Origin of the sequence: Streptomyces geranii, from assembly GCF_002954775.1 — a bacterium.
Lineage (GTDB): Bacteria > Actinomycetota > Actinomycetes > Streptomycetales > Streptomycetaceae > Streptomyces > Streptomyces geranii.
On sequence record NZ_PJME01000045.1, the window covers coordinates 41,568 to 59,087 of the forward strand.

Genomic DNA, 17,520 nt, shown 5'->3' on the forward strand with positions numbered 1-17,520 from the left:
CCCGACTAGTCCTTCCCGGCAACGTCAACCGCGTCGAGAACCCCGGGAAGTGCCTGGAGGAACGCGTCCACGTCGGCGTCGGCGATGTTCAACGGCGGCATGAGCCGTACGACATCGGGAGCGGGCGCGTTCACCAGGAACCCGGCGTCCTGAGCCGCCTGCTGCACCTGGGGCGCGAGGGGCTTCGTGAGCACGATACCCAGGAGGAGCCCCGCTCCCCGGACACAATCGATCAACGAGTGGCCCGCACCCTCGATTCCGTCCCGCAACTTCTCGCTCTGCCGTTTGACGTTCTCCAGCAACCCGTCGTTCGCGATGGTGTCGAGTACGGCGAGTCCGGCGGCGCAGGCGACCGGGTTGCCGCCGAACGTCGTGCCGTGGTGGCCGGGCTGGAGCAGGTCGGCGGCGCGGCCGAAGGCGACGGTGGCGCCGAGGGGCAGTCCGCCGCCGAGGCCCTTCGCGAGGGTCACGACGTCGGGCAGGACGCCCTCGTGGGCCTGGTACTCGAACCAGTGCCCGGTACGGCCGACGCCGGTCTGCACCTCGTCGAGGACGAGCAGGGCGCCGGTGGCGGCGGTGATGGCCCGCGCGGCCTTGAGATAGCCGACGGGCGGGACCACGACGCCGTTCTCGCCCTGGACGGGCTCGATGATGACGAGGGCGGTGTCCTCGGTGACGGCGGCGGCCAGCGCCTGTGCGTCGCCGTACGGGACGTACGTGACGTCACCGGGCAGCGGCACGAAGGGCTCCCGCTTTCCGGGCTGGCCCGTGAGTGCGAGGGCGCCCATGGTCCGCCCGTGGAAGCCGCCCTCGGTGGACACCATGTGCCCCCGGCCGGTCAGCCGGCCGATCTTGAAGGCGCCCTCGTTGGCCTCGGCGCCGGAGTTGCAGAAGAACACCTTGCCGTCCCGGCCGAAGCGCTGGAGCAGCTGCTCGGCGAGCGCGACGGGCGGTTCGGCGACGAAGAGGTTGGAGACATGGCCGAGGGAGGCGATCTGGGTGGAGACGGCCTCGACGATCGCCGGGTGGGCGTGGCCGAGCGCGTTGACGGCGATACCGCCCACGAAGTCGGTGTACGCCTTGCCGTCGGCGTCCCACACGGTGCTGCCGGCGCCACGGACGAGGGGCAGCCGGGGAGTGCCGTAGTTGTTCATGAGCGCGCCCTGCCAGCGGGCGGTCAGCTCCTGGTTGGCGCTCGGTTCCTGACTGGCACCCAGCTCCTGGCCGGCGTTCATTCGGCTTCCCCTTCTTCCGCGTCTTCTTCCGCGTCGGGCACGACCATCGTGCCGATGCCTTCGTCCGTGAAGATCTCCAGCAGGATCGAGTGCTGGACCCGGCCGTCGATGACACGGGCGGTGGTGACGCCGTTGCGCACGGCGTGCAGACACCCCTCCATCTTGGGCACCATGCCGGCGCTCAACTCCGGGAGCAGCTTCTCCAGTTGGGAGGCGGTGAGGCGGCTGATCACCTCGTCGGAGTTGGGCCAGTCCTCGTAGAGACCTTCGACGTCCGTGAGGACCATGAGGGTTTCGGCGCCAAGAGCAGCAGCGAGTGCCGCAGCCGCCGTATCAGCATTGACGTTGTAGACATGTCCGTCGTCCTGGCTGCGGGCGATCGACGAGACGACCGGGATACGGCCGTCGGCGAGCAGTGCCTCGATCGCGCCCGTGTCGATCGCGGTGATCTCGCCCACCCGCCCGATGTCGACCAACTCCCCGTCGATCTCGGGCTGGTGCTTGGTGGCGGTGATGGTGTGCGCGTCCTCGCCGGTCAACCCGATGGCGAGCGGCCCGTGTTGGTTGAGCAGCCCGACCAGCTCCCGCTGGACCTGCCCGGCCAACACCATGCGTACGACGTCCATGGCGTCCTCGGTGGTGACCCGGAGACCGGCCTTGAACTCACTCACGATGCCGTGCTTGTCGAGGGCGGCGCTGATCTGGGGGCCGCCGCCGTGCACGACGACGGGTTTGAGGCCGGCCTGGTGCAGGAAGACGACGTCCTGGGCGAACGCCTCCTTCAACTCCTCGTCCACCATGGCGTTTCCGCCGAACTTGATGACGACGACCTTGCCGTTGTGGCGGGTCAGCCACGGCAGCGCTTCGATGAGGATCCTCGCCTTGGGGAGGGCGGTGTGCTTCCGCGTGGTGCTCATGAAGAATATGCGCTGTTCTCGTGGACGTAGTCCGCGGTCAGGTCGTTGGTCCAGATGGTGGCGGTCTCGGTGCCGGCGGCGAGGTCGGCGACGATGTGGACCTCGCGGTACCGCATGTCGACCTTGTCCCGGTCCTCCCCGACCCCGCCGTTCTTGCAGACCCAGACGCCGTTGATGGCGACGTTCAACTGGTCTGGTTCGAAAGCGGCTTGGGTGGTGCCGATGGCGGAGAGGACCCGGCCCCAGTTGGGGTCCTCGCCGTGGATGGCGCACTTGAGGAGGTTGTTGCGGGCGATGGAGCGGCCCACCTCGACGGCGTCCTCCTCGCTGGCCGCGCCGACGACCTCGACCTTGATGTCCTTGCTGGCGCCCTCGGCGTCCCGGATGAGCTGCTGCCCGAGGTCGTCACAGACGGCCCGTACGGCCTCCGCGAACTCCTCGTGCTCCGGGGTGACTTGGGAGGCGCCGGAGGCGAGCAGCAGCACGGTGTCGTTGGTGGACATGCAGCCGTCGGAGTCGACGCGGTCGAAGGTGGTGCGGGTGGCGGCCCGAAGTGCCTTGTCCAGTACGTCACTTTCGACGTCCGCGTCGGTGGTGAGGACGACGAGCATGGTGGCGAGGCCGGGGGCGAGCATGCCCGCACCCTTGGCCATGCCGCCCACGGTCCAGTCGCCCTTGCTGACGACGGCCGTCTTGTGGACGGAGTCGGTGGTCTTGATGGCGATGGCGGCCTTCTCGCCGCCGTGCTCGGAGAGTTGACCGGCGGCGGTCTCGACTCCGGGGAGCAGCTTGTCCATCGGCAGAAGCAGCCCGATGAGCCCGGTGGAGGCGACGGCGACCTCTCCGGCGTTCAGCCCGAGCGTCTCGGCGACCTTCTCGGCGGTGGCGTGCGTGTCCTGGAACCCCTTGGGACCCGTACAGGCGTTGGCACCACCGGAGTTGAGGACGACGGCGGAGACGATGCCGCCCTTCAGGACCTGCTCGGACCACAGCACCGGCGCGGCCTTGACGCGGTTGGAGGTGAAGACGCCGGCGGCGGCGAGGCGGGGCCCGTTGTTGACCACGAGGGCCAGGTCCGGGTTGCCGTTCTCCTTGATCCCGGCGGCGATCCCCGCCGCCGTGAATCCCTTTGCTGCCGTGACACTCACGGTGCGACTCCGATCGTGGAAAGCCCGGTGGTCTCGTCGAGCCCGAGGGCGATGTTCATGCTCTGGACGGCACCGCCCGCGGTGCCCTTGGTCAGGTTGTCGATGGCGCTGATCGCGATGATCCGGTGCACGGCGGCGTCGTACGCGACCTGTACCTGAACGGCGTTGGAACCGTAGACGGACGCCGTGGCGGGCCACTGCCCCTCGGGGAGCAGGTGCACGAACGGTTCGTCGGCGAACGCCTTCTCGTAGGCGGCGCGCACGGACTCGGCGGTGACACCGGGCTTGGCGGCGGCGGAGCAGGTGGCGAGGATGCCACGCGACATGGGAGCGAGGGTGGGTGTGAACGAGACGGCGACGGCCTCGCCCGCAGCGCCCGTGAGGTTCTGGACGATCTCGGGAGTGTGCCGATGCCCGCCCCCGACGCCGTACGGCGACATGGACCCCATGACCTCGCTGCCCAGCAGGTGCGTCTTGGCGGCCTTGCCGGCGCCGGAGGTCCCGGAGGAGGCGACGATCACGGCCTCGGGCTCGGCGAGACCGGCGGCGTAGGCCGGGAAGAGGGCGAGGGAGACGGCGGTCGGATAGCAACCGGGCACCGCGACGCGCTTGGACCCCTCCAGCGCGGCGCGGGCACCCGGCAGTTCGGGCAGGCCGTAGGGCCAGGTCCCGGCATGCACGGAACCGTAGAACCTCTCCCAGTCGGCCGCGTCCTGGAGCCGGAAGTCGGCACCCATGTCGACGACGAGGACATCCGGCCCGAGCTGCTCGGCGACGGCGGCGGACTGCCCGTGCGGCAGCGCGAGGAAGACGACCTCGTGCCCGGCGAGCACCTCGGGTGTGGTCTCCTGGAGTACACGGTCGGCCAGCGGCAGCAGGTGCGGTTGCAGCGCGCCGAGTCGTTGCCCGGCGTTGGAGTTGCCGGTCAGGGCACCGATCTCCACCTCGGGGTGGACGAGGAGCAGACGCAGCAGTTCCCCGCCCGCGTACCCACTCGCACCGGCCACCGCCACACGTACCGCCATGGAACCCTCCTCCTAGATGGCATGACTATACGTTTCGATGCACGTTTATGCAATACAAGCCGAATCGGCTACGGGCGGTCCAGGCACCCTCCGGCACCCGAACCGCCCGCACGATCAGCCCCTGCTCCAGCTCTTCCCCGTCACCCCTTCTTGATCCGCAGGAAGGTGACCGAGTTCGCCGGGAACGTGTACGTGAACTTGCTCGCGACGCCCTTGAACGTCGACCGCACCGGCGCGACCGGTGTCGCCGTCTCGCTGTTCACGGCGTCCGGCGCGGCGGCCAGCGTGGTCACCGTCGCCTTGGACCCCACCTTCGTACGGCCGAGGTCGATCGTCGTACGGGCCTGCGCCGCCTGGGCGTTGACGACCTTGACGATCAGGTCGCCCGTCTTGGCGTCCTTGGTGACGATCTGGCGGAACGGCTCGGCCGGCTTGTCGTCGGTGAAGCTGCCCCACTCCTGGCCGTCGAGGTAGAGGGTCACCTGGCGGCCTCGCACCTTGACGTCGATGTCGTAGGCACGGCCCGTCTCGATCGAGCCCGCCTTGGACACCAGCGTGGACTTTCCGCCGTCCGAGGCCTGCTCCACCGCGCTCAGGGTGTTGTTCCAGCCGCCCAGGTTCCACCAGTAGTAGTTGCCGGTGTCCTTGACGCCGAAGGCAACGAGGAAGCCCTCTTTTCCGGACTTCTTGGTGGCCTTCACATGGAGGTCGTAGTCGTGCCAGGCCGGGTCACCGGCCGAGACCATGGTGTTCTCGGCGGCCACATCCGTCTGGACGTACTGCCCGTCCTGGACCGTCCAGCTCCCGCCACCCGTGTGGGTCCACTGGGCGGCGTCGGTCGAGAAGTCGTCGCTGAGCAGGGCCGCGCCGTCCGCACCCGTCACCTTCACGTCGTCGTACGCCGCCGTGGTCGCCCACGTCGACAGGCCGACGGCGCCCGAGATCGGGCCGCTCACCGAGGGCGTGCCGGTCGCCGTGGTGGGCACCACGCGGTCGCCGACGTTCGTCATGAACAGCTTCTGGACCTCGTACGAGGCCGAGCCCCAGGAGGCGTGGTTGTTGAACCAGATCATGTCCGGGCGCCACTGCACCGCGTCCTCGTTGGCGAGCAGCGGGGCGTACGAGGCGAGCTTGACGACGTCCGCGTTGCGCTCCAGGCCCGTCATGAACGCGGCCTCGGAGAGGGCGTTCTTGAAGGTGTTGCCGCCGGAGGCGTACTCGCCGAGGAAGACCTTGGGGCCGTTCCTGTCGTAGGAGTCGTAGCGGTCGTTGTTCTGGAGGAACCAGTTGGTGCTGTTGTAGTAGTGCTCGTCGACCATGTCGACGTTCGCGTCCCGGTTGAGCTTCCAGGCGGTGTCGAAGGTCGAACCGCTGTCGTCCGGGCCGGAGTTGGAGATGATCGTGATGTCCGGGTACTTGGCCTCGATGGCGGTCCGGAACTCGGTGAAGCGGGCGAAGAACTCGTTGGGCAGGTTCTCCTCGTTGCCCACCTCGATGTGGGTAAGGTGGAAGGGCTTCGGGTGGCCCAACTGCGCCCGTTTCCGGCCCCATTCACTGGTCACCGGCCCGTTGGCGAACTCGATGAGGTCGAGGGTGTCCTGGATGTGCCGCTTGAGCAGCGCCTCGTCGACGACGGCCTTGTTCTGCCCGCAGCCGGTGACCAGGGCCGGGACGACGGGCAGCGGCATCGCGCCCATGTCCTCCGAGAACTGGAAGTACTCGTAGTAGCCGAGCCCGTAACTCTGGTTGTAGCCCCAGAAGTTGGAGTTGGTCGCGCGCTGCTCGACCGGCCCGATGGTGTCCTTCCACTGGTACGAGCGCTTGCGCTCCCAGTTCGACGCCTCGCTGTAGTCCTGCATGGAACCGGTGTTGACCAGGCAGCCGCCCGGGAAGCGGACGAAACCGGGGTCCAGCGCGGCGATCTTCGTGGCGAGATCCTTGCGCAGGCCGTGCCCCTTGTACGTGTCCCGGGGCAGCAGCGAAATCATGTCCAGGGCAACGGAGTTGTCCGTCGCGACCGTCAGCCGCCCGGTCGTGCTGGAGCGGCTCGCCGTGAACCGCGCCTTGTACTTGGCCCAGCCGCCCTTCACCTCGACCTGGTGGGCCTCGGCGAGCACGCCCCCGGCGTCGGTGAGGGACACGGTGAGTGTGCCGGCCTGGTCGGCTCGGGCCCAGACGGAGAAGTCGTACTTCTTGCCGTCCTCGACCCTGATCCCGGTGTTGTAGCCGGAGTTGGTGACGGAGGAGGCGGCGCCCAGGGAGAGGTAGGTGCGGTTACGGGCGTTCAGGCGCCCGTCGTCGTTCAGTGCCGTCGCCGTACCGCCGACCGCCCAGGAGGTGAGGGGCGTGTACGAGCGGTTGTCGGCGGTGGAGTACTCGAAGGACCGGTTCTGCACGAGTTCGGCGTACAGACCGCCGTCGGCGGCGCGGTTGATGTCCTCGAAGAAGACGCCGTACATCGTGTCGTCGATCTTGGCGCCCTTGGTCGCCGGGTCCACGGTGATGGCGTAGTCGGTGACGTCCTCGGCATTGGCCGGGGCGGGGACGACCGCCGAGACCACCATGAGTGCGGTGGCCGTGAGACCTAGTCTCCAGCGGGTGCGTGTGCGTGACATGGATACTCCGCGGCTCTGTCGATACAGTTCGGGATATCGGACAACGATCAGCACTTCGAACGGCAAGATAGGTATGTGACTGAAGTGCGTCAATGGATCGCACGGAACTCGGCGTTCGGGGGGCGGGTGGTGGCGTGGGCGAGTTCCGGCCAGTAGCCGATGCGCTGCTCTATCTGGCGGGGAGCTGGCGGGTGGAGCGGACGGTGCGGGACCTCGTGGGCGCGGACGAGGGTGCCTTCACCGGCATCACGACGTTCAGCCCGCTGGACGGCAGGGGTCTGCTGCAGGAGGAGTCCGGCACGTTCGTCTGGCAGGGTGTCGCCCGCCCCGCCGAGCGGACCCTCCGCTTCCTCCGGGGCGCCGCCCCCGGCACCGCGGACGTGCGTTTCGCGGACGGCCGCCCGTTCCACGACCTGGACCTGACCTCGGGCCACTGGACGACCGACCACCCCTGCGCAGCCGACCTCTATCGCGGCGAGTTCACGGTCCTGGACGCGGACCACTGGCGGACGGTGTGGCGGGTGGCGGGCCCGGCAAAGGACCTGGTCCTTACGACCGCCTACGCCCGCGCCGACTGAGGAAACTCGAAGCGGAGGTTCCAGCGGCCCGCACGGCCCGTGACGACCGTCGTCGACAGTGGGCGGACGTCGAGGTTCCAGTAGGTCGAGGGCGGCGCCTTCAGGGCGTAGACGAGGGCCGCCCGGACGACCGCGGGCTCCGCCACGGCGACGATCCGGCCGCCGTCCTCGATCGGCCGGGTGTCGAGCCAGTCGCCGACGCGTGAGATGAAGTCGAGCAGCGACTCGCCGCCGTGGGGTGTGGCGCGCGGGTCGGCGAGCCAGGTGTCCACCGACTCGGGCTCCCGGGCCATCGCCTCGCCGAGGGTGAGCCCGCGCCAGCGGCCCATGTCGCAGTCGCGCAGGGCGAGTTGGACGAGCGGCCCGTAGCCGAGTGCGTCCCCGGTGGCCCGGCTGCGGGGCGTCGGCGAGCAGTAGCGCAGCTCGGCCGCCGCCAGCGGCACCAGCTCGGGGGCGGCGCGCTGCACCTCCTCCCATCCGGCCTGGTCGAGCGGCCGGTCGTCGTCGAAGCGCTCGGCGAGCAGCGAGGAGCTGCGAGCGGCGGCGACGAAGGTGACCCGAAGTGGCATGCGGCGATGGTGGGCCGGGAGAGTAGGCAGGTCAAGGGGTGTTACTCAGGAGTTATCGAGGGTCCGCGAGTGCTTCGGGCGAAATAGAGCGCCATCCACTGGTCGGGCTTCTCCAGCGGCCGGAAACCGATCTTCTCGTAGACACCGTGCGCGTCCTTCGTGGCGAGCAGGATGCGGTGCACCCCGAGCCCCCCGAGGTGATCACGGACCTCACGCACCATCGCCGTACCCACCCCCGTGCCCCGCGCCGACCGGTCGACGTACACATCGCACAGCCAGGCGAACAGCGCGTGATCGGTGACGACGCGCGCGTAGGCCACCTGATCCCCCGAAGCCGTGTCGTACACCCCGAAGTTGAGGGAGTGCGCCACCGCGTCCTCGAATCTCTCCCGGGGCCGCTCCAGCGCCCAGTAGGCATCGGTCGCCAGCCACCGGTGGACCCGCTCGACATCGACCCGGGCGGGGTCGACGGAGATCTCGTAGCCCTCGGGGAGGGCGGGTACGTCGTCGCTCATGGCGGGAGGTTCACAGCCCCGGGCGGACGCTGTCCAGCCGTTTTCCGGGGCCGCGCGCCCTCAGAGCACCTCGTCGCAGGCGGTACGCAGCCTCCGTACGCCCTCCGCGATCTCCCCAGTCCCCGCGACCGCCGCGAAGCTCAACCGGACGTGTGGTGCCGGGGGTTCGGCGCTGAAGTAGGGGCGGCCGGGGGTGATCGCGACGCCCGCGCGCAGGGCGGCTGCGACCAGGGCCGCCTCGTCGGTGCCGTCGGGCAGGCGCAGCCAGAGGTGGTAGCCGCCCGACGGGATGTGCGGCAGGGCGAGTTGGGGGAGGCCGGCGAGGAGGGCTGAGGTCATGGCGTCCCTGCGGACCCTCAACTCCGTTGACACCGACCGCAGATGGCGGGGCCAGGCCGGGGAGCCGACCAGTTCCAGGGCCGCCTCCTGGAGCGGGCGCGGCACGAAGAAGGTGTCGACGATCTGGATGGCGCGCAGCCTTTCCAGTACCGGGCCACGGGCCGCCAGGGCGCTCACCCGGAAGCTCGGTGAGGTCGCCTTGGTGAGGGAGCCGACGTGGACGACGACGCCGTCGGGGTCCTCCGCCGCGAGCGGGCGGGGCAGCGGCGGCGCGTCCTCGTGCACCAGGCGCCGTACGAAGTCGTCCTCGATCACGAAGGCGCCGGCCTCGCGGGCGATCCGCAGTACCTCGCCGCGCCGTTCGGGGGCGAGGACGGCGCCGGTCGGGTTCTGGAAGAGGGGCTGGCAGACGAACACCCGGGCGCCGGTCGCCCGGAACGCGTCGGCGAGCAGCGGCGGGCGTACCCCGTCCGCGTCCACCGGGACCGGGACCGGGCGCAGTCCGGCCGCGCGGGCGATGGCGAGCATGCCGGGGTAGGTGGGCGACTCGACCAGGACCGGGGCGCCGGGCGGGGCGAGGGCGCGCAGGGCTGTCGTGAGCGCTGCCTGGCCGCCCGCCGTGATCAGTACCTCGGCTGCCGAGACGGCTCCGCCGATGCCCCGCGCGAACCATTCGCGCAGCTCCGGCAGTCCGTCCAGGGGCGGTCGGCCCCAGGCCCCGGGTCGGCGTCCGGCGCGCGAGAGGGCCGCCGCCATGGCTCGCTCGGGCTGGAGGGAGGGGTGCAGATAGCCGCCGTTGAACTCGATCACGCCGGGCGGCGGCGCGGCGAGCGTGACGACGACCCCGGAGGCGTTCACCGTGCGCGGTACGAGGTCGGCGGCGCCGTCCGCGCTCAGCGCGACCTCCTGCCAGGAGGTGTCCCCGGCGGGGTCGGCCGAGGGGCGGGGCTCGGCGCGGTAGGCGCCCGCGCCCGGGCGGGTCACCACCAGGCCCTCGGCGGCCAGCTGTGCGAGGGCCCGGGAGACGGTCACCGGGCTGACCCGGTAGCGGTCCACCAGCGCCCGACTGGACGGCAGCTTTCCACCTGGAGAGTAGCGGTTCAGCTCCTCTCGCAGCCTGTTCGCCAGTTCGCCCACACTGCTACGCTCGTGCATGAGAGCACAGGATAGCGCTACCGCACCGACTCCGATAGCGGTCGACGGACACCCCGGCCAGCCGCCGAAGCTCCCGGAGGCCCCTGAGGCCCCTGAGGCCCCGCACACGGACAACGGTCGTCCCCGGTCCGAGAAGTCCGCCGCCCGCCGCCTCGGCACCGTCCAGGCCGCCCTCGGCGTGACCGCCTTCTCGCTCACCTTCCCGGCCACCGCCTGGGGCCTGGAGGGCTTCGGCCCGTGGTCCCTGGTGGCCGTACGAACTGTGCTCGCCGCACTGATCGCGGGCGGCTGCCTGCTGGCCCTGCGGGTGCCGCTGCCCGCCCGCCGACACTGGGCGGGACTGGCGGTCGTCGCGGCGGGGGTCGTCCTCGGCTTCCCTCTCCTCACCACGCTCGCGCTCCAGACCTCGACCACCTCGCACGCCGCCGTCGTGGTCGGCCTGCTGCCGCTGACGACGGCGCTCTTCTCGGCGCTGCGCATGGGCTCCCGCCCCTCGCGCGCCTTCTGGGCGGCGGCCTTCGCGGGTGCGGCGGCCGTCCTCGCGTTCACCGTCCAGCAGAGCGGCGGCGCCCTGACCAGCGCCGACGCCTATCTCTTCGGCGCTCTGCTGGTCTGCGCGGCCGGTTACACCGAGGGCGGCAGGCTGGCCCGGGTGATGCCGGGCTGGCAGGTCATCGGCTGGGCGCTGGTGCTGATGCTGCCGCTCACGGCGCCCGCCGCCGCGCTGGCACTGACGTACGAGCCCGTGCGTCTCACCACCCACAGCGTGATCGGGCTGCTGTGGGTGGCGGCGGGGTCGCAGTTCGTCGGCCTGGTCGTCTGGTACCGGGGCATGGCGGCGATCGGCATTCCCAAGGCCAGCCAGTTGCAGTTGGCCCAGCCCCTGCTCACACTGGTGTGGTCGGTCCTGCTGCTGGGCGAGCAGCTGACGCCGGCCGCTCCGCTGACGGCGGCGGCCGTGCTGGTCTGCATCGCCGTCACCCAGCGGGCACGCGGCTGAGATGAGGAGGCCTGCAGATGCGCGCAACGGTGGGCGACCAGCTTGTCCAGCACGGCAGGGTGGTAGGTCAGCACGACCAGATCTCGGAGGTCGTCGAGGTCATGGGCCAGGAGGGCACTCCCCCGTACCGCGTCCGTTTCCCGGACGGGCACGAGGCAGTGATGTCCCCCGGCCCGGACTGCGAGGTCCGCCACAAGGACGCCGACCGCTAGGCGCTCCGCTCTGCGTGGAGTGCCGCGATGTGTCGTCAGTCGTCTGCGGCGGCATCGTGGCTGGTCGCGCAGTTCCCCGCGCCCCTTTGGGGCGCCGGTGGTCAGCGCGGTGGCATCGCCGACCCCTGGTAGTGGTCGGCGACCACCCGGGCCATGGCGCCGATCTTGTCGACGCCGACCTCCTTCGCCGAGAAGAAGACATGCCCGCGCGCCTCGGGGTAGCCCGCGGCGAGGGTCAGGTGTTTCGACAGCTCGGCCGGGTCCTGCCAGGCCGCGGGCTGCGCCGGGTCGCCCGCCTTGTACAGCGCCTCGCCGACGTACAGCTTCGTGCCCGTGCCCTTCGCGGTCGCCGCCCACCAGGGCAGCAGCTTCGCGTAGTCGGCGGCGGCGAAGCCGATGTTCCAGTAGATCTGCGGGCAGATGTAGTCGATCCAGTTCTGCCGCACCCATTTCCTGGTGTCCGCGAACAGGTCGTCGTACGTCTGCACACCCGCCTTCGTGTCCGAACCGAGCGGGTCGGTCGCCACGTTGCGCCACACACCGAAGGGGCTGATCCCGAAGTCGGCGCCGGGGCGTACGGCCTTGATGCGGGCGGCCGTCTCCAGGACCAGCTTGTCGATGTTGTCGCGCCGCCAGGAGGCCCGGTCGGGGAAGGCGCCGCCGTACTTCGCGTACTCGGCGTCGTCGTCGAAGGTCTGGCCCGCGACCGGGTACGGGTAGAAGTAGTCGTCCCAGTGGACGCCGTCGATGTCGTACTTCGCCACCGCGTCGAGCATCGCGTCCTGGACGAAGCGGCGGACCTCCGGCAGACCCGGGTTGTAGTACAGCTTGCCGCCGTACGGCACCACCCAGTCCGGGTTCTTTCGCGCCGGGTGGGAGGCGACGAGCTTGGTGGGGTCGGTGTGGTTGGCGATGCGGTACGGGTTGAACCAGGCGTGCAGTTCGAGGCCGCGGGCGTGCGCCTCCGTGACCGCCGTGCCCAGCGGGTCCCAGCCGGGGTCCTTGCCCTGGGTGCCGGTGAGGACCTGCGACCAGGGCTCGTAGGGCGAGGGCCACAGGGCGTCGGCGGTCGGGCGGACCTGGAAGAACACCGCGTTCAGGCGCCGGTTGACCGCCGTGTCGAGGTGGGCGACCAGCTCGGCGCGCTGCTGCGACGCGGTGAGTCCCTGCTTCGACGGCCAGTCACGGTTGGCGACCGTGGCCAGCCACATGCCCCGCAGCTCGCCCGTCGCCCGCTTGCCCTTGCCGTTGCCGTTGCCCTTCGGCTCGCTCGGCTCCGCACCGGCCAGCGCGGCTCCCGCCACCGCGCCGCCCGCCACGAGTGTCGACAGGGCCGTCACCGCGAACGCCCGCCGTGACATGCGCGCGTGCCGCGCCTTCCCGCTCATTTCCGTACCTCCGCTGTGCGCTGTGTCGGACAAGTCACAGACCGTCCGCACCCGTCCCGGGCCACACTCCCATGGGAGGCCCGGACAATTGCGCAATGGCCGCCGAAGGTAACGTGCGGGTTTGGCGCAGGCCTGACGGCAGTGCGGATGATCAGTGAAAGGGACGATGTGACCGACATCGAGCGGGTCGGAGTTGTGGGCTGCGGCCAGATGGGGGCGGGCATCGCCGAGGTGTGCGCCCGTTCCGGCCTGGACGTGAAGGTCGCCGAGACCACCGGCGAGGCCCTGGAGTTCGGCCGCACCCGGCTGTTCAACTCCCTCTCCAAGGCGGCCGAACGCGGCAAGATCTCCGAGCAGGAACGGGACGAGACGCTGGCGCGGCTCAGCTTCACCACCGACCTCGGCGAGTTCGCGGACCGCGACCTGGTCGTCGAGGCCGTCGTCGAGAACGAGCAGGTGAAGACGGAGATCTTCCAGGTCCTCGACCAGGTGGTGACCCGCCCGGACGCGATCCTCGCCTCGAACACCTCCTCGATCCCCCTGGTGAAGCTGGCCGTCGCGACCTCCCGGCCGGACCAGGTCGTCGGCATCCACTTCTTCAACCCGGCCCCGGTGCAGAAGCTCGTCGAGCTGATCCCGGCGCTCACCACCTCCGAGGGAACCCTCGCCCGCGCCCAGTCGTTCGCCGAGAAGACTCTCGGCAAGCACGCGATCCGCGCCCAGGACCGCTCCGGCTTCGTGGTCAACGCCCTGCTGATCCCGTATCTGCTCTCCGCGATCCGGATGTTCGAGTCGGGCATGGCCAGCCGCGAGGACATCGACAACGGCATGGAGATGGGCTGCGCCCACCCGATGGGCCCCCTGAAGCTCTCCGACCTGATCGGCCTGGACACGGTCGCCTCGGTCGCGTTCAGCATGTACGAGGAGTACAAGGAGCCGCTGTACGCCGCTCCCCCGCTGCTCCAGCGCATGGTCGACGCGGGCCGGCTGGGCCGGAAGTCCGGCTCGGGCTTCTACACCTACGCCTAGCGACCTCACCCAGCGTCACACTGGGGCGTTACACGGGCCCGGCACCCTTCGGAGTGCCGGGCCCGCCGCATTCACACACCGTGTGCGCGCCGGACACGCATATGCCGCTCGCACACTCTCCCCACGCGCCCACCAGGCGAGTTGACTCATGGTGCGCAATCGAGGGATGTGACGACTACGGAAAGGAGCGGACACGTGACCGCCGACCCCGAGCATCCCGTGGCCCATGGAGAACTCGCAGAGTTACGCCGCCGACTCGATGTCGCGTACGCGCGCGTCGAGGGAGGGCTGGCCCTGCTCAGTCATCGCACTAAGGAGACGGACAAGGAACTCGACGACCTGAGCACACGCGTCGTCCACCTGGAACACGGCCGATGGCCCCTGCCGGCCGTCGCGGCCCTCACGGCCCTGGGGGCCCTGGCCGTGACGGTCTGGCAGGCACTCGGCCGCTGAGCAGTGCGCCTCAGGTGTCCTGGCCGAGCCTGAGATGGTGCAACAGCAGTAGCGCCGCCGCCATGTTGGCGGCCGGGACCTCCCCGCGGGCGACCAGGTCGGGGACGAGTTTGAGGGGGATCCACTCCCTGCGGTCCGACTCGAAGTCGTCCACGGGATGCCCGATGTACTCACCCTCCTCCGCCCAGTAGATGTGGTGCCGGGCGTCGGTGAGCCCGTTGGACGGCTCCACGCTCATCAGATGCCGCAGGGGTCCCGGCCGCCAGCCCGTCTCCTCCTCCAACTCCCTGGCGGCGGCGAGGGCGATGTCCTCGCCGTCCTCCACGACCCCGGCCGCGAGTTCCCACCCCCAGCTGTCGGTGATGAACCGGTGCCGCCACAGCAGGAGTACCTCGTTGGCCTCGTTCACCACCGTGGCCACGGCGACGGGCCTCAGCCGTATCAGGAAGTGGTCGAGATGCCGCCCGTCCGGCAGTTCGACATCTGCGAGATTGACCTGGAACCAGCGATTTTCATACACAGTTTGTTCGTTCTGTTTCGTCCACTGCACGGTTCTGCCACCTTCCGCCGAGTAGATGGCAATATGGCAGCAGGAGCGCGCTGACAGCAGGCGCACAGAACCCGTCTAGAGCGGTACGCGCAGTGCCCCGTCGATCAGTTCGGCCGCCTCGGCGGTGCCCGCGCAGCCGTTTCGCACCAGGTGTTCGCGTACGGCGCGGAGTCTGTCACGCAGGCGCTGGGACTCCATTCCGCGCGCCTGTTCGGCCATCTGCACCGCGGTGGCCACGGCCTTGTCGGCATTGCCCCGGCGCAGTTCGATCTGGCTGAGCATGGCGAGCCGGTGCACTCTGCCCCGGTCGTGCGCCGGGTTGTCCACCGCCGCCAACGCGTGCTCCCCCGCCGCCGCCAGGTCCCCGAGGCTCAGCAGCGCCTCCGCCACCTGGACATTGACCAGCCCCGGCTGGACATAGCCGGTCTCATCGGGTTCGTAACCGCGCCGGATGCGTTCGGCGGCCTGCTCGGCCCGCCGGATGCAGGAGAGGGCGCTGCTGCCGTCGCCCAGGTGCGCGTACGCCTTGGCCTGCATCGCGTACAGGTCGGAGGCGAGCGCCGGCGTGATGTGCCGGCCCGCCGCCCGCAGCGCGGCCTCCGCGAAGGCGACGGCCTGCCGGAACTCCCGCATGAACAGCGCCTGGTTGACGAGCAGCGCGATGACGTACGCGCCAAGTCCCCGGTCCCCGCTGGCCTTGGCGAGCCGCAGCGCCTGGTGGAAGTACCGCTGGGCGAGCCCGTGGGCGTCGGAGTCGTACGCGCAGATACCGGCGACGGCCACCAAGCCGCCCGTGGCACGGTGCAGTTGGCGTCCGGTGGCGTCGGTGTAGCTGCCGCGCAGCAGGGGCGCGGTCTCGGAGTTCAGGAAGCCGACGATCCGGGCACGGGTCGCTATGCCACCGGCCTTGCGGTACATCTGCTCGTAGTGGGCGCGGGCGGAACGCAGCATCTCGATGTCGGCCATGCTGACCCGATGCCGCCCGCCACGCGACACGTCGACGTCCTCGGGCGGGTTCTCCCACTCCCACACCGGCATCACGGCGGGCGTGCCGGTGACGGCGGGAGCGCCGAGGATGTGCGGGCGCTGCTGCTCGTCGGAGCGCCACAGGGCGGTCGCCCGCTCGACGAACCCGGACAGCGAGGTACCGGCCGTGCCGAGCGGTCCCGCGCTGTCGCCGGACACCCCGAGGCCGATGTCGTCCAGCCGGACCGGGCGGTGCAGCCGGGCGGCGAGCACCTCGCAGATCAGGTCGGGCACCTGCCCCCTGGGCCGCTGCCCCTTCAACCACCGGGCCACGGCGGTGTGTTCGTACCGCAGCGCGAGGCCACGGGCCCGGCCGGCCTGGTTGACGTGGGCGGCGAGTCCCGCGTGCGAGATGCCGGCCTCGTCGAGGATGGCGTCGAGCAAGGTGTTGGGCTGCATGGATGCCCTCCGGTGGCTCTCGGTGCCTGCCGTGTGCGTCAGCGTAATGTGTTCGCCTTCACACGGGGTGTGATCGGAGTACGTGAACTCGTAGCGTGTGCACGCTGTCGCGGAGAGTGGCTGTCCGGTTGAATGAAATGCCTCGCGTGAGGCTGCCGGGCCGTCGGCTCCCCCTCGTACAGTGCGGCGGCTCGGCCCAGTGCGGTTGTTTGTCGGCTGCGGGTGCGTGGGGGCTGGTCGCGCCCGCGCGGCGGAGCCGCAAATCCAATACAGCCTCACGCCCCTAAAAGCTTGCAGCTCACGTGACTTGATGGGCCACCGGGTGTTCCTGCTGCTGTCTCGGCACCTGGCTGCGGTCGTTTCTCAGCACCAGCACAGCCACGTCGTCCGTCGGAGGGCCGCCGGTGTGTCGCAACAGGCGGGTGAAGATGGCCCGTAGCACCGCCTGCGGGGAGATCGGTTGGGTGCGAACCGCCTCCGCCAGTACCGCCGGTAAGGGAAAGAAGCGGCCGTGGGCATCCCGGGCGTCCTCAACGCCGTCCGTGTGGAGCAACAGGGACTCGCCGGGAAGGAGTTGGCCGTAGTGTTCGGCGACCAGTTCGGGTGGCAGGGGGAACGGGCCGAGCGGGGGCAGGGTTTCGGTGGCCGTGAGTACGTCGACCCGGCCGCCGCTGAGCAGATACGGCGCCGGATGCCCGCAGTTGAAGGCCCGCACCTCGCCGTCCCCACCGATCTCCAGGAGCAGTACGGTGACGAACTCCTCGGAGACCGGGCTGTCGGGGTCCAGCACGGCCGAGGGCCCCGCCGAGGGGTGTTCGGCACGGGCCCGCTCGCGCAGATGCCGGGCCAGCGCCCGCTCCAACCGCCGCAGTACGCTGCCGAGTTCGGCCTCGTCGTGCACGGCCTCGCGAAAGCTGCCGAGGACGGCGGCGACGGTCCCGATGGCGGCGATGCCGTGTCCGCGTACGTCGCCCATGACCACCCGTACGCCGTGCTCGGTGGCGATGACCTCGTACAGGTCGCCGCCGATCACGGCACCCCGGTCGGCGGACAACTGGGCGGCGGCGACCCGGAGTCCGTCGATGCGCTGCGGCAACGGACGCAGCAGCACGCCCTGTGCGGCCCCGGCGACCTGCCTGGCGATCCTCAACTCCCGCAGGAGCGCCCGGCGGACGTGGAATATGAGCCCGGTCCCGACGGCGAAGAAGACGGCACTGGTGACGATCCGCGCCCCCATCCCCTCCTGCTGGGCGAGCGGACAGGCCAGCTTGTACGTGATCGCGGTGGCCCCCCACACCGTGGGCAACGCGAGCGAGACCACCCGCCGACGCCGCGCACCAGCCTTGATACGGATCACGACGGCCCCC

General features: G+C 70.3%; 17 protein-coding genes. 5 read left to right on the forward strand and 12 right to left on the reverse strand.

The features are described from left to right. Positions 1 to 5 precede the first annotated feature (5 nt). The 5 genes from CW359_RS34875 to CW359_RS34895 form a co-directional block, all read right to left on the reverse strand. Entirely contained in the window at positions 6 to 1,235 is a 1,230-nt protein-coding gene (locus CW359_RS34875; RefSeq protein WP_105974223.1) for an acetylornithine transaminase, read from the reverse strand. Then, positions 1,232 to 2,152: an acetylglutamate kinase gene (gene argB, locus CW359_RS34880; RefSeq protein ID WP_105974224.1), complete on the reverse strand. Its 921-nt coding sequence runs from the start codon at positions 2,150 to 2,152 to the stop codon at positions 1,232 to 1,234. Before argB ends, CW359_RS34875 begins: the two co-directional genes overlap by 4 nt. Further along, positions 2,149 to 3,300 (reverse strand): bifunctional glutamate N-acetyltransferase/amino-acid acetyltransferase ArgJ, encoded by a 1,152-nt coding sequence (gene argJ, locus CW359_RS34885; RefSeq protein ID WP_105974225.1) that lies wholly within the window; start codon positions 3,298 to 3,300, stop codon positions 2,149 to 2,151. The genes argB and argJ overlap by 4 nt, the downstream gene beginning before the upstream one ends. After that, positions 3,297 to 4,325, reverse strand: a complete 1,029-nt coding sequence (gene argC / locus CW359_RS34890) for an N-acetyl-gamma-glutamyl-phosphate reductase (RefSeq protein ID WP_105974226.1) — start codon at positions 4,323 to 4,325, stop codon at positions 3,297 to 3,299. Before argC ends, argJ begins: the two co-directional genes overlap by 4 nt. A gap of 140 nt (positions 4,326 to 4,465) precedes the next feature. Continuing rightward, positions 4,466 to 6,940 carry an alpha-L-arabinofuranosidase C-terminal domain-containing protein gene (locus tag CW359_RS34895; protein ID WP_105974227.1) on the reverse strand — a complete coding sequence of 825 codons (2,475 nt, stop codon included), beginning with the start codon at positions 6,938 to 6,940 and terminating at the stop codon, positions 4,466 to 4,468. A gap of 134 nt (positions 6,941 to 7,074) precedes the next feature. On the opposite strand from CW359_RS34895, the gene CW359_RS34900 reads away from it, so the two are divergent. Further along, a complete protein-coding gene (locus CW359_RS34900; RefSeq protein WP_105974228.1) occupies positions 7,075 to 7,518 on the forward strand; it encodes a DUF6314 family protein in 444 nt (147 codons plus the stop codon). Here the strand turns inward: CW359_RS34900 and CW359_RS34905 are convergent. The 3 genes from CW359_RS34905 to CW359_RS34915 are packed head-to-tail and all read right to left on the reverse strand — an operon-like array spanning position 7,500 to position 10,096. Beyond that, entirely contained in the window at positions 7,500 to 8,087 is a 588-nt protein-coding gene (locus CW359_RS34905) for a histidine phosphatase family protein (RefSeq protein WP_105974229.1), read from the reverse strand. The two genes, CW359_RS34900 and CW359_RS34905, sit on opposite strands and share 19 nt — an antisense overlap. Positions 8,088 to 8,128: 41 nt before the next feature. Next, complete coding sequence (locus CW359_RS34910) at positions 8,129 to 8,602, reverse strand: GNAT family N-acetyltransferase (protein ID WP_105974230.1); 474 nt, start codon at positions 8,600 to 8,602, stop codon at positions 8,129 to 8,131. Positions 8,603 to 8,662: 60 nt separating this feature from the next. Continuing rightward, positions 8,663 to 10,096, reverse strand: a complete 1,434-nt coding sequence (locus CW359_RS34915) for an aminotransferase-like domain-containing protein (protein WP_105974231.1) — start codon at positions 10,094 to 10,096, stop codon at positions 8,663 to 8,665. Here CW359_RS34915 and CW359_RS34920 point away from each other — a divergent pair. Both CW359_RS34920 and CW359_RS34925 read left to right on the forward strand, forming a co-directional pair. Continuing rightward, positions 10,095 to 11,096: a DMT family transporter gene (locus tag CW359_RS34920; protein WP_105974232.1), complete on the forward strand. Its 1,002-nt coding sequence runs from the start codon at positions 10,095 to 10,097 to the stop codon at positions 11,094 to 11,096. The two genes, CW359_RS34915 and CW359_RS34920, sit on opposite strands and share 2 nt — an antisense overlap. Positions 11,097 to 11,113: 17 nt before the next feature. Beyond that, on the forward strand, positions 11,114 to 11,308 hold the full coding sequence (locus tag CW359_RS34925; RefSeq protein WP_105974233.1) for a DUF1918 domain-containing protein: 195 nt from the start codon (positions 11,114 to 11,116) through the stop codon (positions 11,306 to 11,308). A gap of 101 nt (positions 11,309 to 11,409) precedes the next feature. Here CW359_RS34925 and CW359_RS34930 read toward each other — a convergent pair whose 3' ends face one another. Continuing rightward, entirely contained in the window at positions 11,410 to 12,696 is a 1,287-nt protein-coding gene (locus tag CW359_RS34930; protein WP_232838738.1) for a glycoside hydrolase family 10-like protein, read from the reverse strand. A 147-nt stretch (positions 12,697 to 12,843) separates the two neighbouring features. Between CW359_RS34930 and CW359_RS34935 the strand changes: the two genes are divergently transcribed. After that, a complete protein-coding gene (locus CW359_RS34935) occupies positions 12,844 to 13,725 on the forward strand; it encodes a 3-hydroxybutyryl-CoA dehydrogenase (protein WP_105974256.1) in 882 nt (293 codons plus the stop codon). 195 nt (positions 13,726 to 13,920) lie between these two features. Beyond that, complete coding sequence (locus CW359_RS34940) at positions 13,921 to 14,178, forward strand: hypothetical protein (RefSeq protein ID WP_105974234.1); 258 nt, start codon at positions 13,921 to 13,923, stop codon at positions 14,176 to 14,178. 10 nt (positions 14,179 to 14,188) lie between these two features. Here the strand turns inward: CW359_RS34940 and CW359_RS34945 are convergent, their stop codons facing one another. The 3 genes from CW359_RS34945 to CW359_RS34955 all read right to left on the reverse strand — a co-directional run bounded on the left by CW359_RS34945 (position 14,189) and on the right by CW359_RS34955 (position 17,510). Beyond that, entirely contained in the window at positions 14,189 to 14,728 is a 540-nt protein-coding gene (locus CW359_RS34945) for an NUDIX hydrolase (RefSeq protein ID WP_105974235.1), read from the reverse strand. A 75-nt stretch (positions 14,729 to 14,803) separates the two neighbouring features. Further along, entirely contained in the window at positions 14,804 to 16,153 is a 1,350-nt protein-coding gene (locus CW359_RS34950; protein ID WP_105974236.1) for an NsdA family TPR-like regulatory protein, read from the reverse strand. Positions 16,154 to 16,451: 298 nt separating this feature from the next. Beyond that, positions 16,452 to 17,510, reverse strand: coding sequence for a PP2C family protein-serine/threonine phosphatase (locus CW359_RS34955; protein ID WP_105974237.1), 1,059 nt, complete (start codon positions 17,508 to 17,510; stop codon positions 16,452 to 16,454). Positions 17,511 to 17,520: the final 10 nt, after the last annotated feature.